Below are 26,450 nucleotides of genomic sequence, written 5' to 3'. Positions count from 1 at the left end.
AACAATGGGCCTGCTGGCCGTGGGGTCAACTGATTAAATATTGTGCAATGGTGAAATTTCGCGCATGCAAGTGGCGCGGATTTTTGCAGCTCCGGCGCGCCGCATCTATATCTCAGGCATCTGCTCAAGGATTAGGCATATGGCCGTCAGGCTTGGCGACATCACACTCGATCCCCCGGTTTTTCTGGCCCCGATGGCCGGGATCACCGATCTGCCCTTTCGCCAGCTCGTCCAGAGCTTCGGCGCCGGGCTGGTGGTGAGCGAGATGGTGGCGAGCCAGGAGATGGTGCAGGCCAAGCCCGGTGTGCGCGAACGGGCCGAGCTTGGATTTGGGCTTTCGGGCACTGCCGTGCAACTGGCGGGCCGCGACCCTTACTGGATCGGCGAGGCGGCGCGGATGGTGGAAGAAAACGGCGCGCGGATCATCGACATCAATATGGGCTGCCCGGCCAAGAAGGTGGTGGGCGGGCTTTCGGGTTCGGCGCTGATGAAGGATCTCGACCATGCGCTCACGCTGATCGAGGCGGTGGTCGGCGCGGTCTCGGTGCCGGTGACGCTGAAGACGCGGCTGGGCTGGGATCACGACCGGCTGAACGCGCCGGAACTGGCGCGCCGCGCCGAGGGGGCGGGGGTGAAGATGGTCACCATTCATGGCCGCACCCGGCAGCAATTCTACAAGGGCAAGGCCGACTGGGCGGCGATCCGGGCGACGAAACAGGCGGTGACGATCCCGGTGATCGCCAATGGCGACATTGCCTCGCCCGCCGATGCCGAGGCGGCGCTGGGCCAGTCCGGCGCCGATGGCGTGATGGTGGGCCGGGCCACCGGCGGGCGGCCCTGGCTCGTGGCCGAGATCGCGGCGGCGCTCACCGGCGCCGAGGCGCCGCAGGTGCCGCAGGGCGCGGCGCTGGTCGAGATGGTGGCGGGGCATTACGAGGCGGCGCTCGATTTCTACGGCGCCGATCTGGGCAAGCGGGTGATCCGCAAGCATCTGGGCTGGTATATGGACGAGGCCGCCACCCCGCCCGATCTGCGCCGCAGCGTTCTCTCGGCCCCCGAACCGGCCCGCGTGCTGGCGCTTTTGCCCGACGCTCTCGGCCCACACAGGGAGGCTGCGTGATGGAGAACGATGCGCTCTGGAGCACATTGCCGGTGCCGGCGCTGCTGATCGGCCCCGACGATTGCATCCGCGAGGTGAATTCGGCGGGCGAGGCGTTTCTGAACGCCAGTGTGAAATCGCTCGTCGGCAAGCCGCTGCTCGACCGGCTCAGCATCGACGCCAACATAGAGGGCACCTTCGCCCGGGTCCGCCGCGATCAGGGGCCGATGTTTCTCAACAATGTCGATGTCGGCTCGGGCCATGCGCCGCCGGTGGAATGCAATGTGCAGATCGCGCCGGTGACGGGGCGCGACGGCGAGATCCTCATCCTGATGCATCCGCGCCAGCTGGCGATGAAGCTGGGCAAATCGCTCGGGGTGAAAACCGCCGCGCGCTCGGCGATCGGCATGGCCGAAATGCTGGCGCATGAGATCAAGAACCCGCTCGCCGGCATCACCGGCGCGGCGCAGCTTCTGTCGATGAGCCTCAGCCCCGAAGATCAGGAGCTGACCGATCTGATCGTGGTGGAAAGCCGCCGCATCGTGGCGCTGCTCGAACAGGTCGAGCAATTCGGCAACCTGCGCCCGCCCGAGCGCAAATCGGTCAATATCCACGATCTGCTCGACCGGGCGCAGAAATCGGCCGAGGTGGGCTTTGCCGCCCGGATGAAGCTGGTCGAGGATTACGACCCCTCGCTGCCCAACACCTATGTCGATCCTGACCAGCTCATGCAGGTGTTTCTCAACCTGCTCAAGAACGCGGCGGAGGCGGCGGGCGACAAGGGCGGCACGATCCGCATCCATACGTTCTATGACCACGCGCTGAGGCTCCGGCGCCCCGATGGCTCCGGCACCGGCCTGCCCCTGCAGGTGGAGATCAGCGATGACGGGCCGGGCCTGCCGCCCGAGATCGCCGCCCAGGTGTTCGAGCCCTTCGTTTCGGGCCGGGAAAACGGCACCGGGCTCGGCCTTGCGCTGGTCTCCAAGATCATCTCTGACCATGACGGCTGGATCTCGGTCGACAGCGTGCCCGGTCAGACCAAGTTTCGCATTTCGCTGCCCGTAGCCCCGAAGGACAAGGAGTAAACCCAGATGGACGGCACAGTTCTCGTCGCCGATGACGACCGCACGATCCGCACCGTGCTGACGCAGGCGCTCACCCGCGCGGGATGCCGGGTGCATGCCACCTCGTCGCTGGTCACGCTCAAACGCTGGGTCGATGAGGGGCGGGGCGATCTGGTGATTTCCGATGTGGTCATGCCCGATGGCAACGGGCTCGACGCGCTGCCGGAGATCGCGCAATCGCGGCCCGACCTGCCGGTGATCGTGATCTCGGCCCAGAACACGATCATGACCGCGATCCAGGCGGCGGAGAAGGAGGCGTTCGACTACCTGCCGAAGCCTTTCGATCTGCCCGATCTGATGAAACGGGCGGCGCGGGCGCTGGAGCAGAAGCGGCGCGTGCCGAAGCCGGTGCGCGAAGCCGGCGCGGGGCAGGGGGACGATCTGCCGCTGGTGGGCCGCACGCCGGCGATGCAATCGCTCTACCGGCTGGTGGCGCGGGTGATGAACACCGAATTGCCGGTGCTGATCACCGGCGAGAGCGGCACCGGCAAGAGCCTGATCGCGCGGGCGATCCACGATTTCTCCGACCGGCGCAACCTGCCCTTCGTGGTGGTTACGCCCGACGATCTGGTGCCGATGGAGGGGCCGTCGAAGATTCTCGCCAAGGTCGGGCAGGGCACGCTGCTGTTTGACGAGATCGGCGATCTCGACGCCGAGGCGCAGGCCCGCATCACCCGGATGCTCGACAGCCTGACCGATCCGGCGCCGCGCGTGCTGTCGACCTCGCAGGGCGATCTGTCGCGCCGGCTGAAAACGGGCGAGTTCCGGCAGGATCTTTACTACCGGCTCGGTGGCGTCACCATTCCGGTGCCTTCGCTGCGCGAGCGGCTCGAAGACATCCCGGCGCTGGCCGAGCATTTCCTCGCCCGCGCCGAGCGCGACGGGCTCAGCCCCCGCGCGCTCAGCGCCGAGGCGACCGAGATCCTGCGCGCCTATCCCTGGCCGGGCAATGTGCGCCAGCTTGAAAACACCATTCAGCGGCTCATGGTCACCGGCGCCGAGGCCGAGATTTCGCGCGCCGAGGTGGAGCAGACCCTGGGCGCGCCCGCCGGCGGCCCGGTGGTGACGCTGGACGAGGCCGAGAACCTGTCGGCCTCGGTCGCGCGCCATCTCAAGCGCTATTTCGATCTGCATGGCGGCGCGCTGCCGCCCCCCGGCGTCTATCAGCGGGTGCTGCGCGAGATCGAGGTGCCGCTGATCGAGATCGCCCTCGACGCCACCGGCGGCAATCAGGCGCGCTGCGCGGAGCTGCTCGGGATCAACCGCAATACTTTGCGCAAGAAGATCACCGAGCTGGGAATCGAGGTGACACGCCGCCGCAAGTTGATGTAAAACCGCCACAGCCGTGGCATATGCGCCGCATTACGAGGGCGCGCTGCCACCGGATGCCGGGAGGCCGGGCGATTATTCGGGCCTTGGGGGATCGACGTGGCGCGCAGCGCGAACAGCCATTGGACATGGGAGCGGCTCGCGCGTCTGCGCCGCCTGCGCCAGACCCGCTCGTTGCTGAGCGTCGGCGTGGTCACGCTTGGCCCGGTTCTGGCGATTCTGACCTATCTCGTGCTCGGCCCGCTGGAGCAGGGCGTGCAATCCAACGCGCTGCGCCTCGTGCTGCTGGCGGATTTCGTCTACGTGCTGGCCGTGGCCGCGCTGGTGCTCTCGGGCGTGGTGCGCATGGTGATGGCGCGGCGCAACAAATCGGCGGGCTCGCGGCTGCACCTGCGGCTGACCGGCGTTTTCGCCTTTCTCGCGCTCCTGCCCACCGTGCTGGTGGCCGTCTTCGCCGTGCTGACGGTGAATGTCGGGCTTGAGGGCTGGTTTTCCGACCGGGTAAGCCGGGTGGTGGGCAATTCGCTCGCCGCCGCGCAGGCCTATGAAAGCGAACACCGCGATGGGCTGGTCGCCGATGCCGAGGCGGTGGCGGGCTTTCTGAACCTCGCCAAGCAGACCAATGTCTTCATTTCCGAGGCGCAGCTTCGGCAGGCGCTGGCGCAGGCGCAGACGCGCATCCAGCGCGGGCTTCGGGAAGCCTATATCATTGACGGAGATGGCGAAATCCGGCTGCGCGGCGACCGCTCCTATCTCTTCGACTTCGAAAAGCCCGATGCCGATGCCATCGCCCGCGCGCAGGCGGGCGAAACCGTGGTGATCGAGGATTGGGACATCAACGAGTTCCGCGCGCTGGTCAATCTTGGCGCCTATCCCGACCATCTGCTTTATGTGTCGCGCGATGTGGACGGCAAGATCCTCGATCTGCTCGACGAGACGCAGGAGACCGTGCGCTTCTACCAGCAGCTTGAAAGCCAGCGCGGGCAGGTGCTGTTCGAGTTCGGCCTGATCTATCTCGGCTTTGCCGCGATCCTCGTGCTCGCCGCCACCTGGCTGGGCATGTGGTTTGCCGAGCGGCTGGCCCGCCCGGTGGGCCGGCTCGCCTCCGCCGCCGAGCGGGTGGGCGAGGGCGATCTTGACGTGCAGGTGGTCGAGGAGGAGACCGGCGACGAGATCGAACAGCTTTCGGGGCTGTTCAACAAGATGACCCGCCAGCTCAAGGTGCAGCGCGATGCCCTGTTGGAAAACACCGAACAGATCGAGCGCCGCCGCCGGCTGTTCGATTCGGTGCTGTCGTCGGTGACGGCGGGGGTGGTCGGGCTCGACGCGGGCGGCAAGGTGACCTTCCTCAACCGGGCGGCGCGGGCAATGCTGGGGCTCGACGCCGGCGATCCGGCGCATGACGATCTGGCGCTGGTGGTGCCGGAATTCGCGCCGCTGCTCGACCGGCTGCGCGCCGAGGGCGGCGAGCGGGTGCAGGAAGAGCTGGGGCTGAGCCGGATGGGCCGGCAGGAGCGGCTGCTGGTGCGCATCGCGCCGCGCTTTTCCGACGATGGCGCGCTGGAGGGCTACGTGATCGCCTTCGACGATGTGACCGATCTGGTCACCGCGCAGCGCATGGCCGCCTGGGGCGACGTGGCGCGCCGGATCGCGCATGAGATCAAGAACCCGCTCACGCCGATCCAGCTTTCGGCGGAGCGGATCAAGCGCAAGTTCGGGCGCAAGATGGAAGAAGCGGATGCCGAGGATCTTGAAAGCCTGACCGGCGTGATCGTGCGCCAGACCGAGGATCTGCGCCGGATCGTCGACGAGTTTTCCAAATTCGCGCGGATGCCGGAGCCGGTGAAGAAGCCGGCCGACCTTGTCGAGCTGGTGCGTGGCGCGGTGACGCTGCAAAAGGCGGGCCAGGTGGGAGTGGAGATTTCCGCCGCTCTGCCGGGCGCGCCGATCCATGCCGAGCTGGACGAGACGATGATCGGGCAGGCGCTCACCAACCTGATCAAGAATGCGGGCGAAGCCATTGAAAGCTTGCAGGAAAAGGGCGAATCCCCGGAAGGCCATACGCCGACGATCCGGGTGGTTCTGGCCCGCGACGATGAAACCGGGATCGTCACGATCTCGGATAACGGGATCGGGCTGCCGGAGGATCGCTCGCGGCTGTTCGAGCCTTACGTAACGACCCGCGACAAGGGCACCGGCCTCGGCCTGCCCATCGTGAAGAAGATCATCGAAGAACATGGCGGCACGCTCCAGCTTGTCGACGCCGAGATGTTCGGCGGCACCGACAGGCCGGGGGCGATGGCCGTGGTGCGGCTGCCGGTGAACCCGGCGGAAGCCGTGCCCGACGCCGCAGAGTGACGAGGACGAGAGAGACCCATGGCTGACATCCTGATTGTCGACGACGAACGCGATATCCGCGAGCTGATTTCGGATATTCTCGAAGACGAAGGCTACACCACCCGGCTCGCCGGCACCTCCGACGAGGCGGTGGCGCAGGTCAAGGCCGAGCTTCCGGCGCTGATGATCCTCGATATCTGGCTGAAGGATTCGGCCATGGACGGGATCGACATCCTGAAGATGGTCAAGCGCGAGCACCCGGAAGTGCCGGTGGTGATCATCTCGGGCCACGGCAATATCGAGATCGCGGTGGCCGCGATCAAGCAGGGCGCTTACGACTTCATCGAAAAGCCGTTCAACATCGACCAGCTGATGGTGGTGATCGGCCGGGCGATGGAAACCTCGCGGCTCAGGCGCGAGAACGTGGAACTCAAGCGCAAGGATCAGGGGCCGGTCGAGATGGTCGGGCGCTCCACCGCCTTCAAGACGCTGAAATCCAATCTCGACAAGGTGATGCGCTCGAACGGGCGGGTGATGCTCACCGGGCCTGCGGGCGCCGGCAAGGAACTGGCGGCGCGGATCATCCACGGCGGCAGCGACCGGGCGCGCTCGCCCTTCGTGGTGGTCAATTCCGCCGCCGTCGAGCCTGACCGGATGGAAGAGGTTCTGTTCGGCCGCGAGACCGCCGAGCGCGGTGTCGAGCCGGGGCTGCTGGAAGAGGCGCATGGCGGCGTGCTCTATTTCGACGAGGTGGCCGACATGCCGCTCGGCACCCAGTCGAAGATCCTGCGGGTGCTGGTGGAGCAGAGCTTCACCCGCGTCGGCGGCGCCGACAAGATCAATGTCGATGTGCGGGTGATCTCCTCGACCACCCGCGACCTCGCCGCCGAGATCGAGGCCAAGCGCTTCCGCGAGGAGCTGTATCACCGGCTGAACGTGGTGCCGATCCCGGTGCCGCCGCTGGCCGACCGGCGCGAGGACATTCCCGAGCTCGCGGGCTATTTCATCAGGATTTTCAACGCCAATCAGGGCCTTCCGCTGCGCGACATCACCGACGAGGCCAAGGCGATGCTGCAGTCGATGACCTGGCCGGGCAACGTGCGCCAGCTCAAGAACGTGATCGAGCGGGTGCTGATCCTCGGCGACGGCACCGGGCCGATCGAGGCGGGCGAACTCAACGAGGTGGAGACCGGCAGCGGCGACGGCGACGGTGTGGTCCTGCCCGCGGCATTGGCCACCCTGCCGCTGCGCGAGGCGCGCGAGGCCTTCGAGCGGGAATATCTGCTGACCCAGATCAACCGCTTCGGCGGCAATATCTCGCGCACGGCGAATTTCGTCGGGATGGAACGCTCGGCGCTGCACCGCAAGCTGAAATCGCTCGGCGTGGTGACGGGAACGAAGTCTGGCGCGCGGGTGGCGTACGTGGCGGAGGAGGGGGAGGAGTAGGTTCCGGCCCTGTGGGACAAAGCCAACAGGTATTGGCCGGATCGCCATGCGCCTGTAAACTTGCCCCAGCCCGCCCCGCATCGGGGCACCGGGAACGGAGCCGCCACCATGGCCGACACGTCCACGCCACGCCCCGAAGCCACCGCCTTCGCCGATCCGAAAAGCAGTCCAATGCGCTACCGCCACCGGTGGGAAATGCCGCTGGTGGCGCTCAGTATTCTGATTTCGCTGGTCGTTCTGGCCGTCGGCCTGGTCAGCCTGATTGCCGGGCTGGCAACGCCCGATCCGGGCGCGGTCGCCGAAACGGCGGATGCTGCGGGCGAAGACGCCATTGATTTCGGCTCATATGCGCTGCTTCTGCTGGCCGCGCCGCTCTACATCTTCGTGATGCGCTTCTACCAGATCGCGCGCGACAAGGCGAATGCCGTCCGCGTGGGGCCCGAGCAGTTTCCCGAAATCTGGGCGCTTTATCAGGATGTTGCACGGAGGCTTGGGTTCGAGGCGCCGCCGCGGCTCTATATCAAGAACGGCAATGGCGTGGTGAATGCCTACGCGATGTCGTGCAATACCCGCGCCAAATATGTGGTTCTTCATGCCGAGATCGCGCTGTTGATGGACACCTCGCCCGAGACCGTCGAATTCGTGCTCGCGCATGAGCTTTCGCATCACCGGCTGCGCCATGTGTCGCTGCTGCGGCTCGTCGTCACCTTCCTTCCGCGTCTGATCCCGGCCTTCGGGGTCAGCCAGGTTCGGGCGCAGGAATATTCGGCCGACCGGCTCGCGCATTCCGTCTGCAACCATCACCGCGAAACCATTTCACTTCTGATGATCGGGCCGTGGATCAATCACAAGGTCGATCACGATGCGCTCAATCGCCAGACCGAGGAGGAGCGCGGGGAATGGTTCATCCGGGCCGCCAATGTCATGTCGAACCACGCGGTGGGGGTGAAACGCTACCGCGCGCTTCAGGAGATCGACGAAAAGGGCTACGGCGCTCATGGCGACATGTTCTGAACCGCAGACGCAGCACGCTCCGAAATCTTTCCAAGATTTCGGGCCGGTTTCTTAGAAAGAAACCGGCTGCCCGCATCACCCCCGCGTTGACCTTTCCCCCCGCCTCCCCCAATCCTTCACCGTGACGGCCGGGAGACCCCTTGGAAAATCATCATCTGCGGCGCGTGCCGGGTAGGCTGGCCGAACAGCGGCGACGCAGGATAGCCGCTCGCCTGCGCGAGACCTTTAGCGATTGAGAGGAATACATGGTGAAACGCGCCGAGACGGCCCATGATATGGTTTCGGGTATGACCCCGGAGCTGCGCGCGGGCAGGTTCGTGTTCGTTACAATCACGGATAGCGCGTTGGAAGCGCGGCTGATGTCCAGCGCCCGTGCGGTCTTTCGTGAGGCCGAGGGCACATCCCTTCTCATCCCGGGCGATGTGGCTTTGAAACATGGTCTGAACGCGGATGCGCCCATGCGCGGCATTACCCTCAATGTATATTCCTCGCTGCATGGCGTTGGCCTGACGGCGGCAGTGTCAGGGGCGCTGGCGGATCACGACATACCCTGCAACATGATCGCGGCGTTTCACCACGATCATGTGTTTGTTCCCGAACATCTGTGCGAAAGGGCCGTCGAGATACTGCGGTCCTTGCAGGACAGCGCGCGCCGCGAGCCTTAGGGTTGGACAATGGCGACGTGTGAACGCTGCCATTGCGCTTCCTCACCCGGCATCACCGCCCGCGTTGACCTTTCCCCCTGCCTCTGCCAATCATCCGACGTGACAGAACGGAGACCCATATGAAGGTCATCATCTGCGGCGCGGGCCAGGTGGGCTGGCAGATCGCGCGTCATCTTTCCGGCGAGAACAACGATGTGACGGTGGTGGACAACAACCCCGATCTCGTTGCCCGCGCCACCGAAACCCTCGATGTGCAGGGGGTGACGGGCTTTGCCTCCTACCCCGATGTGCTGGAACGCGCCGGTGCGCGCGATGCCGATATGCTCGTCGCCGCCACCCATTCCGACGAGGTCAACATGGTCACCTGCCAGGTGGCGCATTCGATCTTCGCCATCCCGCGCAAGATCGCCCGGCTGCGCGCGCAGAGCTATCTCGACGCGATCTATTCCGATCTCTACCGCCGCGAGCATCTGCCGATCGACGTGGTGATCAGCCCCGAGCGCGAGGTGGCCGAGGCCGCGCTGCGCCGCCTCGCGGCCCCCGCCGCCTTCGATGCCGAGACCTTCTTCGGCGGGCGCGGCACGCTTCTGGGCCTGCAGCTCGACGACGATTGCCCGGTGATCAACACGCCGCTGCGCCAGCTCACCGATCTGTTCTCGACGCTGAAGGCCATCGTTGTCGGCGTGCGGCGCGAGGGGCGGCTGTTTGCGCCCGAAGCCTCCGACCAGCTCTTTGCCGGCGATCAGATCTACGTGTTCGCCGAAACCGGCGATGTGAACCGGACGCTGGAGATTTTCGGCAAGCAGGTGAAGCGGCAGGAGCGGGTGGTGATCCTGGGCGGCGGCAATGTCGGCCTCGCCGTGGCCGAGGCGCTGGAAAAGCGCAGCGACCGGATCCGCGCCAAGGTGATCGAGCTCAACCGCAACACCGCCGAACAGGCCGCCGACGCCCTGGAGCGCACCGTGGTGCTGCATGGCAACGGCATGGATATGGAACTGCTGAAGGAAGCCGGCATCGCCCGGGCCGATGCGATCCTGGCCGTTACCGACGACGACAAGGTCAATATCCTCGCCGCCGTGCGCGGCAAGGCGGCGGGCTGCCCGATGGCGATCTGCCTGATCAACGATACCTCCTTCATCCCGCTGATGGAGCCGCTCGATATCGACGCGCATATCAACCCGCGCGCCACCACGGTAAGCTCGATCCTGCGCCATATCCGCCACGGGCGGGTGCGTGGCGTCTACTCGGTCGGCGATGCCGAGGCCGAGGTGATCGAGGCGCAGGTGCTCTCCACCTCGCCGATCGCGGGCCATGAGGTGCGCAATATCGAATTTCCCGAGGGCGTGCTGCTCGGCGCGGTGATGAAGGGCGACGAGGTGATCAAGCCGGTGGGCAGCACCCGGATCGAGGAAGGCGACGTGGTGGTGATCTTCGCCCTTGCCGCCGACGTGCCCGAGGTCGAGCGCCTGCTGCAAGTCTCGATCGACTTCTTCTGAGGACGCCCGCGCCATGCTCGCCTGGGTCGCCCGCCTGCCGCTCATCGTCACCCTGATCGGGGTGGGTGGGCTTGCCATGCTGATCCCAGCCATCCATGCGGCGGCGACCGGCGAGGCGCGGATTGCCGAGATCTTCTTCTACGAAGGCGCGCTGACGCTGGTGGTGGCGCTGTTCATCGGCATCGCGATGGCGGGCCGTCCGCGCCGCGAACATCCGCGCCGCCACCTGGCCGGGCTGCTGGCGCTGTTCGTGGCGCTGCCCTTCCTGTTCGCGCTGCCGTTTTACGAGGCGGTGGGCAATACGAGCTTTCTCAACGCCTATGTCGAGATGGTGTCGGCGCTCACCACCACCGGGGCCACGCTGTTTGACGATCCCGCCCGGCTCGCGCCGCCGCTGCACACCTGGCGTGCCACGGTGGGCTGGCTCGGCGGGCTGTTCATCTGGGTCGGCGCCATCTCGGTTCTGGCACCGATGGCGCTGGGCGGGTTCGAGGTGCGCCGCCGTGCCCCCTCGCAAGAGGTGGTGGCGCTGGGCTATGCGCAGATCACCGAGCGGGCCGATCTGTCGCAACGGGTGCGCGCCCATGCCGCGCAGCTTCTGCCGATCTACAGCGCGCTGACGCTGCTGCTCTGGGGCGGGCTGCTGATCGCGGGCGACAGCCCCTCGGTGGCGCTGGCTCATGCAATGTCGACCCTGTCGACCTCCGGCATCTCGCCGGTCGGCGGGCTCGGTGGCGGCGCTGCGGGCTGGGGCGGCGAGGTGGTCGTGGCCGTCTTTCTTGTCTTCGCGCTGTCGCGCATCACCTTCGCGCGCGAGGGGCAGGGGATGGAATTCGCCTCGCTGCGCCACGATCCCGAAATCCGCATCGCGCTTGCCCTGATCACGCTGGTGCCGGGCTTTCTGTTCCTGCGCCACTTCCTCGGGGCCTACGAGGTGGGCGGCAGCGAGATGAGCGTCTGGCAGGGGCTGGGCGCGCTCTGGGGCTCGGTCTTTACCGTACTGTCCTTCCTGACCACCGCAGGCTGGCACAGCGAGGCCTGGACCGCGAGCCAGGACTGGTCGGGCCTGCAGACACCGGGGCTGATCCTGCTCGGGCTTGCGCTGATCGGTGGCGGGGTGGCGACCACGGCGGGGGGTGCGAAGCTGCTCAGGGTTTACGCGCTCTACAAGCATGGTGTGCGCGAGCTGGAGCGGCTGGTGCATCCGCATTCGGTTGGCGGCTCGGGCGGCGATGCGCGGCATTTGCGCCGGCGCGGCGCCTATATGGCCTGGCTGTTCTTCATGCTGATGGCGCTGTCGGTGGCGCTGGTGATGGGGGCGTTTTCCTTCACCGGCGAGAGCTTCGAACAGGCGCTGGTGCTGACCGTCGCGGCACTCACCACCACCGGGCCGCTGGCCGCGCTGGCGGAGGTGGAGCCGATCAGCTACGGCGCGCTCTCGGTGGGGGCGAAATACGTGCTCACCGCCGCGATGATCCTCGGCCGGCTCGAAACGCTCGCCATCGTCGCGCTGTTCAGCCCCGACCTGTGGCGCAGATAAGCCTTGAAATAGGGGGTGGAAATCGCCCCCGAGGCATTACATACTGAGGTTGTTGGGTAATTCCTGCCGGATCGCGGCAGCACGAGAGAACAAGGGCAAGAAGCGATGGCTGCCGATAAGCAAAACCTTCAGGATGCGTTCTTGAACCATGTCCGCAAGGCCAAGGTTCCGGTGACGATCTTCCTCATCAATGGCGTGAAGCTCCAGGGGGTGATTTCCTGGTTCGACAATTTCTGCGTGCTGCTCAAGCGCGACGGGCAGAGCCAGCTCGTCTACAAGCACGCGATCTCGACGATCATGCCGGCCCAGCCGATCAACCTCTACGACGGCGACGAGAGCTGATCCAAATCGTCAGGACAACGCGATCCTTTTCCCGCCCCGACGGTAGTCGCGGCGGGGCGGTGGCGTTGCGAAACGCCATCGCATGTGCTTTCGAAAGCGCCTCTCCGTCCCCATGTGATATCCTATGATCACCGACCTCACCTCTCACGAAAAAACCGCCACCCGCGCCTGGGTGATCCATCCCGAGCTGACCTCCGACCGCGAGCGGCGCGAGCCGCGGGCCGCGCTCGATGAAGGCGTGGCGCTGGCGGGCGCCTTGCCCAACCTTGAGGTGGCCGGCTCCGAGATCGTGCGCCTTGCCAAGCCACATCCGGGGCATCTGTTCGGCACCGGCAAGATCGAGGAGATCAAGGCGCGGTTGCAGGCGGGCGAGGTGGAGCTTGTGCTGATCGACGGGCCGGTCAGCCCGGTGCAGCAGCGCAATCTGGAAAAGGAATGGAAGGTCAAGATCCTCGACCGGACCGGCCTTATTCTGGAGATTTTCTCGGACCGCGCCCGCACCCGCGAGGGTGTGTTGCAGGTCGAGATGGCCGCGCTCAGCTATCAGCGCACGCGGCTGGTGCGGGCCTGGACCCACCTTGAGCGCCAGCGCGGCGGCCTTGGCTTCGTCGGCGGCCCCGGCGAAACCCAGATCGAGGCCGACCGGCGCGCGATCGACGAACAGCTCGCCCGGCTGCGCAAACAGCTCGCCAAGGTGGTGAAAACCCGCGAGTTGCACCGTGCCGCCCGCGCCAAGGTGCCGTTTCCGGTGGTGGCGCTGGTGGGCTATACCAATGCCGGCAAATCAACCCTGTTCAACCGGATGACGGGCGCGGATGTGATGGCGAAGGACATGCTCTTCGCCACGCTCGACCCGACGATGCGCGGCCTCGTTCTGCCGTCCGGGCGCAAGGTGATCCTGTCGGATACGGTGGGCTTCATCTCCGATCTGCCGCACCAGCTTGTCGCCGCCTTCCGCGCGACGCTGGAAGAGGTGCTCGGGGCGGATGTGATCCTGCATGTGCGCGACATCTCGGCCGCCGAGACCGAGGCGCAGGCGCGCGACGTGGAGGCGATCCTCGAAGAGCTGGGGATGCCGCGCGACGTGCCGCGCATCGAGGTCTGGAACAAGACCGACCTGCTTGACGCCGATCCCCGCGCCGCGCGCGAGACCGAAGCCGCGCGCAACGATCATGTGGTGGCGATTTCGGCGCTGACCGGGGCCGGGCTGGACGCGCTCACCGCCGCCGTCGAGGCGCAGCTTGCCGAGGAGAGCAGCCGCGAAACGCTGGTGCTCGCCTTCGCCGAGGGCAAGGCGCGCGCCTGGCTGCATGAGGCGCATGTGGTCGAAGCCGAGCGGCAGGGCGAGGCGGGCTGGACGCTCGATGTGACCTGGACGGCGCGGCAGAAGGCGGAATTTCAGAAGCTCCATGGATAGAGCGAAATCTTTCTAAGATTTCGGCCCGGTTTCTTAGAAAGAAGCCGGGCTTTGCCTGGGGAGAGTCTGTTCCGGGATCTGTCTACGACTCCAGGATTCTAGAATCGTAGAGTTTCATTCAGAGTCAATTGGTTAGCAGCCGCTCCGGAGAGATTCCCGGGCATTCTCCCGCCCGGCGCTATTGCATCGGCACCAGCGTCGTTACCCCCTCGGCCGCGGCGCGGGCCAGGCCCTCGTCGAGCGACATCGGAATATATTCGCCGCGCCGCCAGAGCTCGCCCAGATCGTCGTAATGGCGGCTCAGGAAATGGCCCGACTGCCCCGTCGCCGTGATGAACAGCGACGAATCCGGATCGGCGAAGTCATATACCCCCCGGTAGCCCGCGCCGTGAACATTGAGAAACGGGTTCGGCCCGGTGCCGATGGTGCGGCCCCGGTTCAGCGTGTTGTCGCTGCCGGAGGTGGATTGGTGGATATTGACGAACCATTTCAGGAACGGCACCCCGCCCAGCACCGCATGGTCATGGGTGGCCTGGTGCACATCGCCCCAGCGCAGCGCCTCGGTCTCGCCGCCCACATTCTCGCCGATCCAGATCAGCGCTTCATCGAGCGCGATGCGGGCGATCTCGGTGCAGCTTTCCTCCGGCGCCGATTGCACCACGTCGCACCAGGCGCCGGCGCCGTCCACATCGCGGAAGACCCGCTCGATGAAGACCGGCTCGACATGGGTAAACGCATTGGCGAGCGGGCCCAGCTCATCGCGGATCAGCCGGTCCTGAAGCGCGCGCATCCAGGCCATGTAGATCAGCGGTTCGGGCATATGCTCGTTCATCTCGCCGTTCCAGTCGGCGAGCAATTGCAGGGCGCGCTGGCGGGCACGCTCGGGCGTGCCATCGGGTGCGGCCTCGCCGGTAAACCACAGATCGGCCCCGACCAGCGGCAGCAGGTTGCGCGCGGTGATCGAGACCGGGTCGAGCTGTGCCTCGATGAAGCTTTCGCGGGTATGCACCTCGCGCGCCTGCATCAGCCGCTGCCAGCGCTGCACGCGCTGGGTGTCGCCCCAGTCCCAGCTTACATGCAGCGGAAAAGGGCGCTCGACGATCTTGTTGTTGGTGTTGCCGACGATGCCGCCGGCCGGATCGCTGAATTCGGGATTGGCTTCATAAGCCTCGAAGCCGAGCCAGCGGTTCTGCGCCTCCCAGCCCGGGGCGGGCATCCGGCCCAGCGTCATGTGATCGGCGGCGCGCCGGGGCATCGCGCCCACGGTCTTCAGCGCGATATGCTCGCCGTCCACCATCGTCACGTTCTGCGACGGGGCGAGAAAGTCTGCGCCCGCGGCGATCCCCTCGGCCACCGATTTCGCCTGCATGAGCCGCATCGCCGAGGTCATCGAGCGATCGCGCGCCGAGAGCATCGTCCAGCCGATCGCGGCGACATGGCCGGGCGGGGTGACCGCCGCCAGCCCGTAATGGCTGCCGGGCAGGACCGGGCCGTTCTCCGTCCATCGCAGCTCGATGGTGACTGGGGCGGCGTCTTTCACGCGGATGATCGAGGCGCGGGCTTCCATCGGCCTGTAGCCGTCGGGGGTGAGCACTTCGCCCGGCGCGTCGGGGTTCAGCTTTTCGATGAACACGTCCTGGTCGTCCATGTAGGACGAGGTCAGCCCCCAGCCGAAGCTTTCGGAGCGGCCGAGCAGCAGCACCGGCATGCCGGGGATCGTGCCGCCGATGATGCCGCCGCTTTGCAGTTCCAGCCGGGCGAGATACCAGATCGTCGGCGCGGTGAAGCCCAGATGCGGATCGTTGGCGAGCAGCGTGCCGCCTGCGGCCGAGCGCGAGGGCGCGGCGGCCCAGGCATTGGAGGCCCCCGCCATGCCGGGCGCGGCGACGGGCGAGAGCGGATCGCCCCCGGACAGCGGGGCGAGGGCGGCGAAATCGGTTTTCTCCAGCCCGAACAGCGCGGCATATTCCGGCAGCGCCGCCACGCCGGTGCCGGGCGCGTCGGGCAGGATGTCGTGCAGCCGGTCCGTGTCCAGCGCCAGCGCCACCCGGGCACGCAGCACTTCCTCCTGGATATGGCCGCCCATCTGCACCGCCATGAGCTTCAGCACCGCGAGGCTGTCGGCGGGCACCCAGGGAGAGATATCGTTGTCGAACAGGAAGAGCTCGGGCGCGCCGCGCCCCAGCGCCTCGTCGTTCACCCGGTCGAGCCAGGCGTTCACGCCATGGGCATAGGCGGTGAGCGCGGCGCGGGTCTCGTCGCTCTGATAGGCCACCGCCTGCTGGGCCAGCGCATAGAGATCGAGCCGGCGCATGAGTTCGTCCACCGCCAGCGTGCGGGCGCCGAAGATCTCCGACAGCCGCCCCTGCGCCGTGCGCCTTAGCATGATCATCTGCCACAGCCTGTCCTGCGCATGGGCGTAGCCGAGGCCGAAGAATACGTCTTCATCGGTCTCGCCGAAGATATGCGGCACATTGGCATGGTCGCGCACGATCTCGACCGGCGCGGTGATCCCGCGCGCCGGGCGGGTCACGTCGTAATCGGGAAGGGAACGCGAGGCGAGGTAATAGGCAAAGCCGAACGCCGCCACCGCGAGCACCAGCACCGCCGTCACCACCCGGACCGTCCAGCGAAACACCCCTGCCATGCGCCACCTTTGTTGACCTGCTCTCAGGCTCCCGTCAATAAAGGCAGTCTGACGCGCATGCAATTGACGGAGCGGTGAAATGGCGAAAGTGGCGTTTCTGGGCCTTGGTGTGATGGGCTACCCGATGGCGGGCCACCTGGCGGCGAAGGGGCATGAGGTGACCGTCTATAACCGGACCGCCGCGAAGGCCGAAGCCTGGGTGGCCGAGCATGGCCAAGCGATGGCGGCAACCCCGCGCGAGGCGGCGGCGGGGGCCGATTTCGTGATGTCCTGCGTCGGTAATGACGACGATCTGCGCGCCGTCTGCCTTGGGCCGGACGGCGCTTTTGCCGGCATGGCGGCCGGCGCGGTGTTCGTCGATCACACCACCGTATCGTCGAAGGTGACCGGTGAACTGGCAGAGGCGGCTGCGGGGCGGGGCGTGGCCTTTGTCGATGCGCCGGTCTCCGGCGGGCAGGCGGGGGCCGAGAACGGCGTGCTCTCGATCATGTGCGGCGGCGCGCAGGCCGCCTATGACGCGGCCGAGCCGGTGATGGCCGCTTATGGCAAGACGATCCGCCGAATGGGCGAAAGCGGCGCCGGGCAACTCACCAAGATGGTCAACCAGATCTGCATCGCCGGGCTGGTGCAGGGCCTGTCGGAAGGGCTGCATTTTGCCGAAAAGGCGGGGCTCGATATCCGCGAGGTGGTGCAGGTGATCAGCCAGGGTGCGGCGGGGAGCTGGCAGATGTCGAACCGCTACGAGACGATGGCGGACGATTTCTTCGAGCATGGCTTCGCGGTCGACTGGATGCGCAAGGATCTGGGCATCTGCCTTGCCACCGCCAACGAAACCGGCGCGAGCCTGCCGGTGACGGCGCTGGTCGACCAGTTCTACAAGGACGTGCAGAAGCTGGGCGGCGGGCGCTGGGACACATCGTCGCTGATCAGGCGGCTGCGCGCGCTGGGGTGAGGGTGCCGGTCGCCGCCTAAGCGCTGGCTGACAGGCCGCGCGGGGTGCCGGGGCCGGGTCGTGGCCCGGCGGGCTTTTCCGCTCACCCCGCCGCGCGGCGCTGGACCGGTGGGCGCGCGCGCGGCAGAATGGCGGCATGATCCGCATCGCCGCCTTTCTTCTTGCCGTGTCGACCGCCGCGCCCGCCGTGGCGCAGGAGATGGCCTTTCCCGTTCATGGCAACTGGTGCGGGCCCTATCACGGCAGCGGGCCGATCCTCGACGCGCTGGACGATGCCTGCTTCCGCCACGATTTCTGCGCCAGCCAGAACGGGCTGTTCAATTGCGGCTGCGATCTGGCCTTCATGACCGAGCTGCGCGAGCGGCCCTGGCCGAACCCGGCGCTGGCCGAGAAGGCGCGGGCGGTCTACGAGGCCATCGCGCTCGCGCCCTGCACCGATTCCGAAGGGCAGCGCAGCAAGATGAACCTTGCCGCAGCCGACTGGGCCGCCGGTGTGGCCTCCGGCCGCGAACCGCCCTGGGCGATCCTCGATCGTCTCGGCGCGTTGATGGCCGAGGGCGTCGCGCGCAGCGGAGAATGAAGGTATCTTAATAAGATGCTGATATATATGTGTAATGGCACCCGCGCATTCGGGTTGAGAGCGCGCGGATAAAGGATGGACCTGGCGTGCCGCCTGCGCCAATATGCACCGCAATCACGGAACGGAGACCGCTATGACCCAGCCCCGGCGCCTGATCGCGAGCCTGCCCCTGATGCTGCTCGCCACCGCCGCCGCCGCCCATACCGGCGGTAGCGCGGGCGGCTTCGCCTCCGGTTTCGCGCATCCGATCGGCGGCTGGGATCACGTCGTGGCGATGGTCGCGGTCGGGCTTTGGGGGGCGTTTCTCGGCGCGCCTGCGCTCTGGCTCCTGCCGGTGGTCTTTCCGCTGGTGATGGCCTTCGGCGGCGCGCTCGGTGTGCTGGGCGTTCCGCTGCCGATGGTCGAGGCGGGGATCGCGCTGTCGGGCGTGGTGCTGGGCCTGCTGATCGCCTTCGCGGTGCGCGCGCCGCTTTGGGTGGCCGCGGTGATTGTCGGCGTCTTCGCGGTGTTCCACGGCCATGCCCATGGGACGGAATTGCCGGACGCGGCCAACCCCTATGCCTATGGTATCGGCTTCGTGCTCGCCACCGGCCTCTTGCATCTCGCCGGGATCGGGCTGGGCGCCTTTGTCGGCTCAACCGGGGGCCGGATCGTGGTGCGTGCCGTGGGTGCGGCCATCGCCGCGGCGGGGGCCGGGTTCCTGTTCGGGTTCGCCTGATGCCGCTGCGCCTGCGCGCGGGCCTTGCGCTCGCGCTCATGCCGCAGGCGGCCAGTGCCCACGCCATCGGCGCGGGGGCGGGCCAGCCATTCGGTGCCGGGCTGAAGCTCGCCCTGACCAATCCCGATCTGTTATTGCCGATGCTGGCGCTGGCCGTCGCTCTGGCGCTTTGGGGCGCGCGGGGCCTGCGCGCCGCCTGGCCGTATCTGCTCGCAGGCACGCTGATCGGCCTGGCCATCGCGCCCGTCAGCGGCCCCTGGATCGGGCTGACGGCGATGGGGATCGGGCTTCTTCTGGCTGTGGTCGCGGCGCTGGTGCCGGTGGCGCGGCTCGCCCCGGCGCTGCCCTGGCTCGCCGGGATGACGGGGCTGGCGGTGGTGGGCTATGCGCTGGAGGGGCACGGGTTCGGCGAGGTAAGCAACGCCACCCGTGCGGGCCTGCTCATTGGCCTGCATGGCGCGCTGGCCCTTGCCGTGGGAGCGATCCGCATGAGCCTCGCCACGATCCGCTATCCGGCGACCGCCATCTTCTGGCGCATCGCCGCCTCATGGATCGCCGCGATCCTCGTGCTTTACCTGGCGTTCACCCTCAGGGGATGATGCGGGAATATTTCGACCCTTCGAGGCTGGCGCCCACGATCAGGCCGGCCTGACCGAAGACCACGGCCACGACCGGGCTGGTGGTGGTCACCGTATCGGCCGAGAAGCGCCCGCCTTCGGAGGCGACGGCATATTTGATATCGGCCCCGGCAACCCAGCCGCTGGCGGTGCGGAAATCGGCCAGAGCGTCATCGGTCATGAAAAAGAGCACATGGGCGAATTGCTGGGCACCGATCTGCAGCCCGAAGCTCGCCTTGGCCTGCGAGTAGTAATCGACGGTGATCCCGTCGACCAGAAGCGCGCCGCGCCCATAGGCTCCGCCAACGCCAAAGCCCGCCTCGGTCACCAGCGGCATGACCAGCATGCCGGAGGCCTTTTCCTCAAGCCGCCGGCTGTCGGGCACATCATTGTACATCTGGTTCAGCGTCGCGCTCACGCGCGCGTCGATCCTGCCCGGCCCTTCCGACCCAAGCCCGTTGCCACAGCCCGCGAGCACAAGCCCACTGCCGCCCGTCGCCAGGATGAAACCGCGTCTGGAGAGTTTGCTCATGCCTCTCAACCTTTCTGTCGCCTTGATACCCCGGGTCTAACGCCCGGATTTTGCGGCATGATACCGGAGGCGCGGCGGAGTGTCACGCGCGCAGGGGCGATGGGCGGAAAGTCGCGCGGGGCAGCGGCTGTTGTGCGCATTCGAACAGACCCTGCGCAATCACTCCGAATTGTGCGGTGGTGTGGTGTTGGGGCACAGATATCCCATCTTTTCGAGATCGGAGACATCAGATGACCAATTCCCTTTCGCTGCTCGCCCCCGTGGCGCGCATCCTCCTTGCCCTGATCTTCATCGTTTCGGGGCTTCAGAAGCTTGGCGACATTTCCGGCAATGCCGCCTACATCGCCTCCGGCGGGCTGCCGGGCGTGCTGATCTGGCCGACCATCCTTGTCGAAGTGCTGGGCGGGCTGGCGCTTGCCATCGGCTATCAGGCGCGGATCGCGGCGCTGCTGCTGGCAGGCTTCTCCATCGTGGCGGGCGTACTTTATCACCTCGTGCCGGCTGGGGCCGCCGAGGGGATGATGGCGCAGATGCAGATCATCATGTTCATGAAGAACCTGTCGATTGCCGGCGGGCTGTTGATGGTGACCGCCATGGGCGCGGGGGCCTATGCGCTCGATACCCGCAAAGGCGGCGCGGCGGCGCAGGCAGCCTGAGGCCGCGTTCCATACGAAGAAAAGCGCCCCCGCAGCTTTCTGCGGGGGCGCTGTCGTTTCGGATGGGTGCTCTGCCGGGCGAAGCGATCCTTGCCGTGGGCGCGCTCAGGCCGCCGCCAACATGGGCAGGATCAAACCCCATCGGGTTTTTCGGGGCGGCCCGGACGGTTCGAAACCCAGCCTCTTATAGACGGCGATCGCGCGTGCATTGTCTGGATGCGGATCGGTGGCGATCACAGGTGCGCCCTCGTCGAAAAGCGCCCGCATTCTCATCGCGATAAAGGCCGGTCCATGCCCGGCACCGACCATCTCGGGCTCGCCGATATATTGATCAATGCCGCGCGCGCCTTTGGGAAGATGGGCAAAATGGTGATCTTCCCACCCATGAACGGTGTAATCCTGCATGAAGGCGAAGGGGCGTTCGGCATATGAAACGATCCAGCGCGCCACCCGCGGATCAGCCAGGGCCGCGTCATCGTATGGCTCATCCGACTCCCACCATTCACGGACATGCGGCGTCGATTGCCACCGCATGAGCATATCGAGATCGTCCCGCGCCACTTTGCGAAAATTATAAGGATCGGGTGCCGTCATGCGAACAGTTTAGCAGATCGCACGCCGGGAGGTATGGCTCCAGGCGCTATGGCAGGCGTGCCGCAGCGAGCGGGCCAGTTTCGTTCGCCTCAGGCCCTCACCCGTTCAGGATTTCCGCCGCACGCGGCGCGAAATAGGTCAGGATCCCGTCCAGCCCGGCACGTTTGAAGCCGGCGAGGCTTTCCATCATCACCTGTTCCTCGGCGAGCCAGCCGTTCCGGGCCGCCGCCATCAGCATCGCGTATTCGCCCGAGACCTGATAGGCGAAGGTGGGCACGCGGAACGTGTCTTTGACGGCGCGGCAGATGTCGAGATAGGGCATCCCCGGCTTGACCATCACCATATCGGCGCCTTCCATCAGGTCGCGCTCGACGAGACGCAGGGCTTCGTCGGCGTTGGCCGGGTCCATCTGGTAGGTCTTCTTGTCGCCTTTCAGCGCGCCCGACGCGCCGACCGCATCGCGGAAGGGCCCGTAGAAGGCCGAAGCGTATTTGGCGGAATAGGACATGATCGACACGTCCTTGTGGCCGTTTTCCTCAAGGATGCTGCGCATCGCGCCGATCCGGCCATCCATCATGTCGGACGGGCCGAGGATGTCGGCGCCCGCTTCGGCCTGCGCCAGCGCCATCTTCGCCAGCGCCTCGACGGTTTCGTCGTTGACGATGATGCCGTCGCGCACGATCCCGTCATGGCCGTTGGCATTGTAGGGGTCGAGCGCCACATCGGTCATCACCGCGACCTCGATCCCGGCATCGCGGATCGCCTTGGTGGCGCGATTCGACAGGTTGTCGGGGTCCCAGGCGTTTTCGCAGGCTTCGGTTTTCAGCGCGGGATCGACGTAAGGAAACAGGCAGATCGCCGGGATGCCGAGGCTTTCGGCATGGCGTGCGGCCTCGACCACCTTGTCGATGGTCAGGCGCGACACGCCGGGCATCGAGGGCACGGGATGGGTGTCGTTCTGCCCCTCCATCACGAAGACCGGCCAGATCAGGTCGGTCACGCTCAGGCTGGTTTCGCGCACGAGGCCGCGCAGCGCTTCGGTGCGGCGGTTGCGGCGCAGGCGGGCGGCGGGGAAGGGGGCGACGGTGCGCATGGGCTGGCTCCTGCGTTGGACGCCTTCCTTTGCCACGCCCGGGCCTTGCGCTCAAGGGCTGGCGCTCGCGGACGGCGGCGGCTATGAAACGCGGGACGAATTTCTGTGATGAACGGGCAGGCTGTTGGACTGGTATTCCGCCATTTTCGAACTCATCGACATGCGATCCTTTTCCAACCTGTGGTATTGGATCGCCCTGGCCGTTCTGTGGTCGACCACCTCGCACTGGGTGCTGGGCGTGCCATGGGACATGATCCAGCGCGCCGGGCGCCATGGCGGCGAGGCGCAGGTGGACCTTGAAGACATGGTGCGGATCAACTGCAACCGGCTGCTCTATATCGCCGGCGTGTCGGGCCTGTGGCTGCTCGGGCTGGTCTCGGGGCTGCTCACCTCGCTTGCCATGCTCGGCTTCTGGTACGGGATCGAATTCGCCCAGGCGGTGTTTCTGCTGGCCGCGCCGATGACGCTGGTGGGCGCTCTCTCGCTCAACACGGCACGGATCATCCGCGACGGCGGGCTGACCGGCGACGGGCTGCGGCGGCGGATGATGCGCCACCGGATCCAGACCCAGGTGGTGGGGATGCTCTCGATCTTCGTGACCGCGCTCTGGGGCATGTATCAGAACATGAGCATCGGCGCGATCGGGAGCTGAGCCGCCGGGCGCAGATCGCCGGTTGATCCCGCGCCCGCCCGGGGGTAGGCCAGCGCCATGAACGACATCCGTGCCATCACCCTTTCCGGGGCCCCCGAGGGCTTCGACGCGGCCCTGCTGGTCCGCGAGCTGGAAAAGTCCGGCGGCCCGGTGGTGCATGTCGCCCGCGATGCGCGCCGGCTGGCGGCGATGGAAGCCGCGCTCGATTTCTTCGCGCCCGATGTGGCGCGGATGACCTTTCCGGGCTGGGATTGCCTGCCCTATGACCGGGTCTCGCCCAATGCCGATGTGTCGGCCAACCGGATGGCGACGCTGGCGGCGCTGGCGCATGGGCTGCCGACCAGCCGGGTGATCCTGCTCACCACGCTCAACGCCGCCACCCAGCGCGTGCCCGCCCGCGAGGTGCTGCGCGAGGCGAGCTTTACCGCCCGTGTCGATCACCGGCTGGACGTGGACGCGCTGCGCGCGTTTCTCGTGCGGATGGGCTTTTCGCAGGCGCCCACGGTGACCGAGCCCGGCGATTTTGCCGTGCGCGGCGGGATCATCGACATCTATCCGCCGGGCGAGGCCGGGCCGGTGCGGCTCGATCTGTTCGGCGACGTGCTCGACGGCGCGCGCCGCTTCGACCCGGCCACCCAGCGCACCACCGAGAACCTGTCGGTGGTGGAGCTTGCGCCGGTCTCGGAAGTGATCCTCGACGAGGCCGCGATCACCCGGTTCAGGCAGAATTACCGGATCGAGTTCGGCGCCGGCACCTCGGACGATCCGCTTTACGAGGCGGTGAGCGCGGGGCGCAAGCATCAGGGCGCCGAGCACTGGCTGCCGTTCTTCCACGAGCGGCTGGAAACCTTGTTCGACTATCTGCCCGGCGCCAGCGTGATGCTGGACGATCAGCTCACCCCCGCCCGGATCAGCCGCTGGGACGGGATCGCCGACCAGTACGAGACGCGGCGCGAGGCGATGAACGCCAGAAACCGGATGGATTCGGTCTACAAGCCGTGCCCGCCGGGGCTGCTCTACCTTGACGATGCGGCCTGGAGCGCGGCCACGGCCGGCGTGCGGGTGATCGGCTTCGGCGCCCTGCCGCAGCCCACCGGCCCGGGCGTGCTGGATGGCGGCGGGCGGATCGGGCGCAATTTCTCACCCGAGCGGCAGCAGGAAAAGATAAACCTTTTCAGTGCGCTTTCCGATCACATTCGGGCAAAGCGGGAGCAGGGCGCGGTGGTGGTCGCGTCTTATTCCGAGGGCGCGCGCGAGCGGCTCAAGGGGCTTCTGGCCGATGAGGGGCTGACCGCCACCGCCGAGATCGCCGATTTCCGCGATGTGCCCGAGAGCCATGGCGGGGTTTTCCTCGCCGTCTGGCCGCTGGAGCACGGCTTCGAGGCGAAGGGCCTCACCGTGATCTCCGAACAGGACGTGCTGGGCGACCGGCTGATCCGCGCGCCGAAAAAGCGCAGGCGGGCCGAGAATTTCCTGACCGAGACCAATGCGCTCAGCCCGGGCGATCTGGTGGTGCATGTCGACCATGGCGTCGGGCGCTATACCGGGCTTGAGACGATCACCGCCGCCGGTGCGCCGCATGAATGCATCGCGCTCGAATATGCCGGCGGCGACCGGCTTTACCTGCCGGTGGAAAATATCGAGCTTCTCAGCAAGTTCGGCCATGACGAGGGGCTGCTCGACAAGCTGGGCGGCGGTGCCTGGCAGGCCAAGAAAGCCCGGCTCAAGCAGCGCATCAAGGAGGTGGCCGACAAGCTGATCCGCCTCGCCGCCGAACGGGCGCTGCGCAAGGCGCCGGTGCTGGAAGCGCCGCACCACGCCTGGGAAGAATTCGCCGCCCGCTTCCCCTATCAGGAGACGGAAGACCAGCTTTCCGCGATCTCGGACGTGATCGAGGATATCGCCGCCGGCCAGCCGATGGACCGGCTGGTTTGCGGCGATGTGGGCTTCGGCAAGACCGAGGTGGCGATGCGCGCCGCCTTCGTGGCGGCGATGGCGGGGATGCAGGTGGCGGTGATCGCCCCCACCACGCTGCTCGCGCGCCAGCATTACAAGAGCTTTGCCGAGCGGTTCCGGGGCTTTCCGATCAGCGTGGGCCAGCTTTCGCGCTTCGTCGGCCAGAAGGAGGCCGAGCGCACCCGCAAGGGCATTGCCGATGGCACGATGGATATCGTCGTCGGCACCCATGCGCTGCTGGCCAAGGCGATCCGGTTCAAAAATCTCGGGCTGTTGGTGATCGACGAGGAGCAGCGCTTCGGCGTCGGCCACAAGGAGCGGCTGAAGGAGCTGCGCAGCGATATTCACGTGCTCACCCTCACCGCCACGCCGATCCCGCGCACGCTGCAGATGAGCCTGTCGGGGGTGCGCGATCTGTCGGTGATCGGCACGCCGCCGATCGACCGGCTGTCGATCCGCACCTATGTGAGCGAGTTCGATACGGTCACCATCCGTGAGGCGCTGCTGCGCGAGCATTACCGGGGCGGCCAATCGTTCTTCGTGGTGCCGCGGATCAAGGACTTGCCCGAGATCGAGGATTTCCTGCAAACCCATGTGCCGGAGGTGAGCTATGTGGTCGCCCATGGCCAGATGGCGGCGGGCGAGCTCGACCGGCGGATGAACGCTTTCTATGACGGCAAGTTCGACGTGCTGCTCGCCACCACGATTGTGGAAAGCGGCCTCGATATTCCCACCGCCAACACGATGGTGGTCTGGCGCGCGGATATGTTCGGGCTGGCCCAGCTTTACCAGATCCGGGGCCGGGTGGGCCGCTCGAAGACGCGCGCCTATGCCTATCTCACCACCAAGCCGCGCGTGCCGCTGACGCCGAATGCCGAGAAGCGGCTGAAGGTGCTGGGCAGCCTCGACAGCCTTGGCGCGGGCTTCATGCTGGCGAGCCAGGATCTCGATATTCGCGGCGCGGGCAACCTGATCGGCGAGGAGCAATCGGGCCAGATGCGCGAGGTGGGCTACGAGCTTTACCAGCAGATGCTGGAAGAGGCGATTGCCAAGATCCGCGCGGGCGAGCTGGAAGGGCTGACCGAGGCCGACGAGACCTGGGCGCCGCAGATCAATCTGGGCGTGCCGGTGCTGATCCCCGCCGATTACGTGCCCGATCTGGACGTGCGGCTGGGGCTCTACCGGCGCTTGTCGGGTCTCAGCACCAAGGTGGAGCTGGAAGGCTTTGCCGCCGAACTGATCGACCGGTTCGGCAAGCTGCCCAAAGAGGTCAACACGCTCCTGCTGATCGTGCGCATCAAGGCGATGTGCAAGCGCGCCGGCATCGCCCGGCTCGACGGTGGGCCGAAAGGGGCGACGATCCAGTTTCACAACGACAAATTCGCCAGCCCCTCGGGTCTGGTCGAATACCTGCAGGCCCAGAACGGGCTGGCCAAGGTCAAGGACAACAAGATCGTCATCCGCCGCGACTGGGCGAAGGACAGCGACAAGATCAAGGGCGCCTTTGCCATTGCCCGCGACCTCGCCGAGAAGGCGGGCACGGTGAAGCGCAAAGCCTGAGTCGCGCATAAATATTCTGAAAACTGAATGTCACTGGTTGCGTTCGGCGCCGCCGCGCCTATCTCGGTCGGGTCATCCCGAGGA

22 protein-coding genes are annotated in these 26,450 nt (G+C 66.7%); 18 read left to right on the top strand and 4 right to left on the bottom strand.

Translation table 11 applies throughout. The features are described 5' to 3' along the window. Positions 1 to 139 precede the first annotated feature (139 nt). From dusB to hflX, 11 genes are all read left to right on the top strand, one after another. On the top strand, positions 140 to 1,120 hold the full coding sequence (dusB, locus tag QMG28_RS14565) for a tRNA dihydrouridine synthase DusB (protein ID WP_281843048.1): 981 nt from the start codon (positions 140 to 142) through the stop codon (positions 1,118 to 1,120). After that, on the top strand, positions 1,120 to 2,184 hold the full coding sequence (locus QMG28_RS14560; protein WP_281843142.1) for a two-component system sensor histidine kinase NtrB: 1,065 nt from the start codon (positions 1,120 to 1,122) through the stop codon (positions 2,182 to 2,184). Before dusB ends, QMG28_RS14560 begins: the two co-directional genes overlap by 1 nt. A 6-nt stretch (positions 2,185 to 2,190) precedes the next feature. Next, positions 2,191 to 3,555: a response regulator gene (locus QMG28_RS14555; RefSeq protein ID WP_281843047.1), complete on the top strand. Its 1,365-nt coding sequence runs from the start codon at positions 2,191 to 2,193 to the stop codon at positions 3,553 to 3,555. A 96-nt stretch (positions 3,556 to 3,651) separates the two neighbouring features. Beyond that, positions 3,652 to 5,910, top strand: coding sequence for a sensor histidine kinase NtrY-like (locus QMG28_RS14550; protein WP_281843046.1), 2,259 nt, complete (start codon positions 3,652 to 3,654; stop codon positions 5,908 to 5,910). An 18-nt stretch (positions 5,911 to 5,928) separates the two neighbouring features. Then, positions 5,929 to 7,335 carry a nitrogen assimilation response regulator NtrX gene (ntrX, locus tag QMG28_RS14545; RefSeq protein ID WP_281843045.1) on the top strand — a complete coding sequence of 469 codons (1,407 nt, stop codon included), beginning with the start codon at positions 5,929 to 5,931 and terminating at the stop codon, positions 7,333 to 7,335. A gap of 108 nt (positions 7,336 to 7,443) precedes the next feature. Then, on the top strand, positions 7,444 to 8,349 hold the full coding sequence (locus QMG28_RS14540) for a M48 family metallopeptidase (protein ID WP_281843044.1): 906 nt from the start codon (positions 7,444 to 7,446) through the stop codon (positions 8,347 to 8,349). Positions 8,350 to 8,594: 245 nt separating this feature from the next. After that, a complete protein-coding gene (locus QMG28_RS14535) occupies positions 8,595 to 9,014 on the top strand; it encodes an ACT domain-containing protein (RefSeq protein WP_281843043.1) in 420 nt (139 codons plus the stop codon). A gap of 119 nt (positions 9,015 to 9,133) precedes the next feature. Next, complete coding sequence (trkA, locus tag QMG28_RS14530) at positions 9,134 to 10,510, top strand: Trk system potassium transporter TrkA (RefSeq protein ID WP_281843042.1); 1,377 nt, start codon at positions 9,134 to 9,136, stop codon at positions 10,508 to 10,510. A gap of 13 nt (positions 10,511 to 10,523) precedes the next feature. Continuing rightward, positions 10,524 to 12,050 carry a potassium transporter TrkG gene (locus QMG28_RS14525; RefSeq protein ID WP_281843041.1) on the top strand — a complete coding sequence of 509 codons (1,527 nt, stop codon included), beginning with the start codon at positions 10,524 to 10,526 and terminating at the stop codon, positions 12,048 to 12,050. 105 nt (positions 12,051 to 12,155) lie between these two features. Then, a complete protein-coding gene (hfq, locus tag QMG28_RS14520; protein WP_281843040.1) occupies positions 12,156 to 12,392 on the top strand; it encodes an RNA chaperone Hfq in 237 nt (78 codons plus the stop codon). Positions 12,393 to 12,516: 124 nt separating this feature from the next. Beyond that, positions 12,517 to 13,809, top strand: coding sequence for a GTPase HflX (gene hflX / locus QMG28_RS14515; protein ID WP_281843039.1), 1,293 nt, complete (start codon positions 12,517 to 12,519; stop codon positions 13,807 to 13,809). A gap of 178 nt (positions 13,810 to 13,987) precedes the next feature. Here hflX and QMG28_RS14510 read toward each other — a convergent pair whose 3' ends face one another. Further along, positions 13,988 to 16,456: a penicillin acylase family protein gene (locus QMG28_RS14510; RefSeq protein WP_281843038.1), complete on the bottom strand. Its 2,469-nt coding sequence runs from the start codon at positions 16,454 to 16,456 to the stop codon at positions 13,988 to 13,990. A gap of 79 nt (positions 16,457 to 16,535) precedes the next feature. On the opposite strand from QMG28_RS14510, the gene QMG28_RS14505 reads away from it, so the two are divergent. The 4 genes from QMG28_RS14505 to QMG28_RS14490 all read left to right on the top strand — a co-directional run bounded on the left by QMG28_RS14505 (position 16,536) and on the right by QMG28_RS14490 (position 19,305). After that, complete coding sequence (locus tag QMG28_RS14505) at positions 16,536 to 17,408, top strand: NAD(P)-dependent oxidoreductase (protein ID WP_281843037.1); 873 nt, start codon at positions 16,536 to 16,538, stop codon at positions 17,406 to 17,408. A 136-nt stretch (positions 17,409 to 17,544) separates the two neighbouring features. After that, positions 17,545 to 17,988, top strand: a complete 444-nt coding sequence (locus tag QMG28_RS14500; RefSeq protein WP_281843036.1) for a phospholipase A2 family protein — start codon at positions 17,545 to 17,547, stop codon at positions 17,986 to 17,988. Positions 17,989 to 18,121: 133 nt separating this feature from the next. Further along, a complete protein-coding gene (locus QMG28_RS14495; protein WP_281843035.1) occupies positions 18,122 to 18,706 on the top strand; it encodes a HupE/UreJ family protein in 585 nt (194 codons plus the stop codon). Further along, positions 18,706 to 19,305 carry a hypothetical protein gene (locus QMG28_RS14490; RefSeq protein WP_281843034.1) on the top strand — a complete coding sequence of 200 codons (600 nt, stop codon included), beginning with the start codon at positions 18,706 to 18,708 and terminating at the stop codon, positions 19,303 to 19,305. Before QMG28_RS14495 ends, QMG28_RS14490 begins: the two co-directional genes overlap by 1 nt. On the opposite strand, the gene QMG28_RS14485 is transcribed toward QMG28_RS14490, so the two are convergent. Beyond that, positions 19,295 to 19,855, bottom strand: coding sequence for a lipid-binding SYLF domain-containing protein (locus QMG28_RS14485; protein ID WP_281843033.1), 561 nt, complete (start codon positions 19,853 to 19,855; stop codon positions 19,295 to 19,297). The two genes, QMG28_RS14490 and QMG28_RS14485, sit on opposite strands and share 11 nt — an antisense overlap. A 230-nt stretch (positions 19,856 to 20,085) precedes the next feature. Between QMG28_RS14485 and QMG28_RS14480 the strand changes: the two genes are divergently transcribed. Beyond that, positions 20,086 to 20,511, top strand: a complete 426-nt coding sequence (locus QMG28_RS14480; protein WP_281843032.1) for a DoxX family protein — start codon at positions 20,086 to 20,088, stop codon at positions 20,509 to 20,511. Between the two features lie 105 nt (positions 20,512 to 20,616). Here the strand turns inward: QMG28_RS14480 and QMG28_RS14475 are convergent, their stop codons facing one another. After that, on the bottom strand, positions 20,617 to 21,105 hold the full coding sequence (locus QMG28_RS14475; protein WP_281843031.1) for a GNAT family N-acetyltransferase: 489 nt from the start codon (positions 21,103 to 21,105) through the stop codon (positions 20,617 to 20,619). Positions 21,106 to 21,202: 97 nt separating this feature from the next. Further along, on the bottom strand, positions 21,203 to 22,198 hold the full coding sequence (hemB, locus tag QMG28_RS14470; protein WP_281843030.1) for a porphobilinogen synthase: 996 nt from the start codon (positions 22,196 to 22,198) through the stop codon (positions 21,203 to 21,205). Positions 22,199 to 22,322: 124 nt separating this feature from the next. Here hemB and QMG28_RS14465 point away from each other — a divergent pair, with 124 nt between their 5' ends. Both QMG28_RS14465 and mfd read left to right on the top strand, forming a co-directional pair. Next, positions 22,323 to 22,850, top strand: coding sequence for a component of SufBCD complex (locus QMG28_RS14465; RefSeq protein WP_281843029.1), 528 nt, complete (start codon positions 22,323 to 22,325; stop codon positions 22,848 to 22,850). A gap of 57 nt (positions 22,851 to 22,907) precedes the next feature. Further along, positions 22,908 to 26,366, top strand: coding sequence for a transcription-repair coupling factor (gene mfd, locus QMG28_RS14460; RefSeq protein WP_281843028.1), 3,459 nt, complete (start codon positions 22,908 to 22,910; stop codon positions 26,364 to 26,366). The last annotated feature ends 84 nt before the right edge of the window (positions 26,367 to 26,450 follow it).

It is taken from the genome of Sinisalibacter aestuarii (assembly GCF_027923545.1).
GTDB lineage: Bacteria > Pseudomonadota > Alphaproteobacteria > Rhodobacterales > Rhodobacteraceae > Sinisalibacter > Sinisalibacter aestuarii.
Note: the sequence above shows the minus strand (reverse complement) of the source record. Positions and strands in the feature narration are given on the sequence as shown.

What these genes read in the sequence shown, in the direction of transcription:
- QMG28_RS14480 (WP_281843032.1), top strand. Translation starts at nt 20,086, where the DNA reads ATGACCAATTCCCTTTCGCTGCTCGCCCCCGTGGCGCGCATCCTCCTT.
- mfd (WP_281843028.1), top strand. Translation starts at nt 22,908, where the DNA reads ATGAACGACATCCGTGCCATCACCCTTTCCGGGGCCCCCGAGGGCTTC.
- QMG28_RS14490 (WP_281843034.1), top strand. Translation starts at nt 18,706, where the DNA reads ATGCCGCTGCGCCTGCGCGCGGGCCTTGCGCTCGCGCTCATGCCGCAG.
- QMG28_RS14555 (WP_281843047.1), top strand. Translation starts at nt 2,191, where the DNA reads ATGGACGGCACAGTTCTCGTCGCCGATGACGACCGCACGATCCGCACC.
- QMG28_RS14510 (WP_281843038.1), bottom strand. Translation starts at nt 16,456, where the DNA reads ATGGCAGGGGTGTTTCGCTGGACGGTCCGGGTGGTGACGGCGGTGCTG.
- hfq (WP_281843040.1), top strand. Translation starts at nt 12,156, where the DNA reads ATGGCTGCCGATAAGCAAAACCTTCAGGATGCGTTCTTGAACCATGTC.
- QMG28_RS14535 (WP_281843043.1), top strand. Translation starts at nt 8,595, where the DNA reads ATGGTGAAACGCGCCGAGACGGCCCATGATATGGTTTCGGGTATGACC.
- QMG28_RS14500 (WP_281843036.1), top strand. Translation starts at nt 17,545, where the DNA reads ATGATCCGCATCGCCGCCTTTCTTCTTGCCGTGTCGACCGCCGCGCCC.
- QMG28_RS14540 (WP_281843044.1), top strand. Translation starts at nt 7,444, where the DNA reads ATGGCCGACACGTCCACGCCACGCCCCGAAGCCACCGCCTTCGCCGAT.
- QMG28_RS14560 (WP_281843142.1), top strand. Translation starts at nt 1,120, where the DNA reads ATGGAGAACGATGCGCTCTGGAGCACATTGCCGGTGCCGGCGCTGCTG.
- trkA (WP_281843042.1), top strand. Translation starts at nt 9,134, where the DNA reads ATGAAGGTCATCATCTGCGGCGCGGGCCAGGTGGGCTGGCAGATCGCG.
- hflX (WP_281843039.1), top strand. Translation starts at nt 12,517, where the DNA reads ATGATCACCGACCTCACCTCTCACGAAAAAACCGCCACCCGCGCCTGG.
- ntrX (WP_281843045.1), top strand. Translation starts at nt 5,929, where the DNA reads ATGGCTGACATCCTGATTGTCGACGACGAACGCGATATCCGCGAGCTG.
- dusB (WP_281843048.1), top strand. Translation starts at nt 140, where the DNA reads ATGGCCGTCAGGCTTGGCGACATCACACTCGATCCCCCGGTTTTTCTG.
- QMG28_RS14475 (WP_281843031.1), bottom strand. Translation starts at nt 21,105, where the DNA reads ATGACGGCACCCGATCCTTATAATTTTCGCAAAGTGGCGCGGGACGAT.
- hemB (WP_281843030.1), bottom strand. Translation starts at nt 22,198, where the DNA reads ATGCGCACCGTCGCCCCCTTCCCCGCCGCCCGCCTGCGCCGCAACCGC.
- QMG28_RS14495 (WP_281843035.1), top strand. Translation starts at nt 18,122, where the DNA reads ATGACCCAGCCCCGGCGCCTGATCGCGAGCCTGCCCCTGATGCTGCTC.
- QMG28_RS14525 (WP_281843041.1), top strand. Translation starts at nt 10,524, where the DNA reads ATGCTCGCCTGGGTCGCCCGCCTGCCGCTCATCGTCACCCTGATCGGG.
- QMG28_RS14485 (WP_281843033.1), bottom strand. Translation starts at nt 19,855, where the DNA reads ATGAGCAAACTCTCCAGACGCGGTTTCATCCTGGCGACGGGCGGCAGT.
- QMG28_RS14505 (WP_281843037.1), top strand. Translation starts at nt 16,536, where the DNA reads ATGGCGAAAGTGGCGTTTCTGGGCCTTGGTGTGATGGGCTACCCGATG.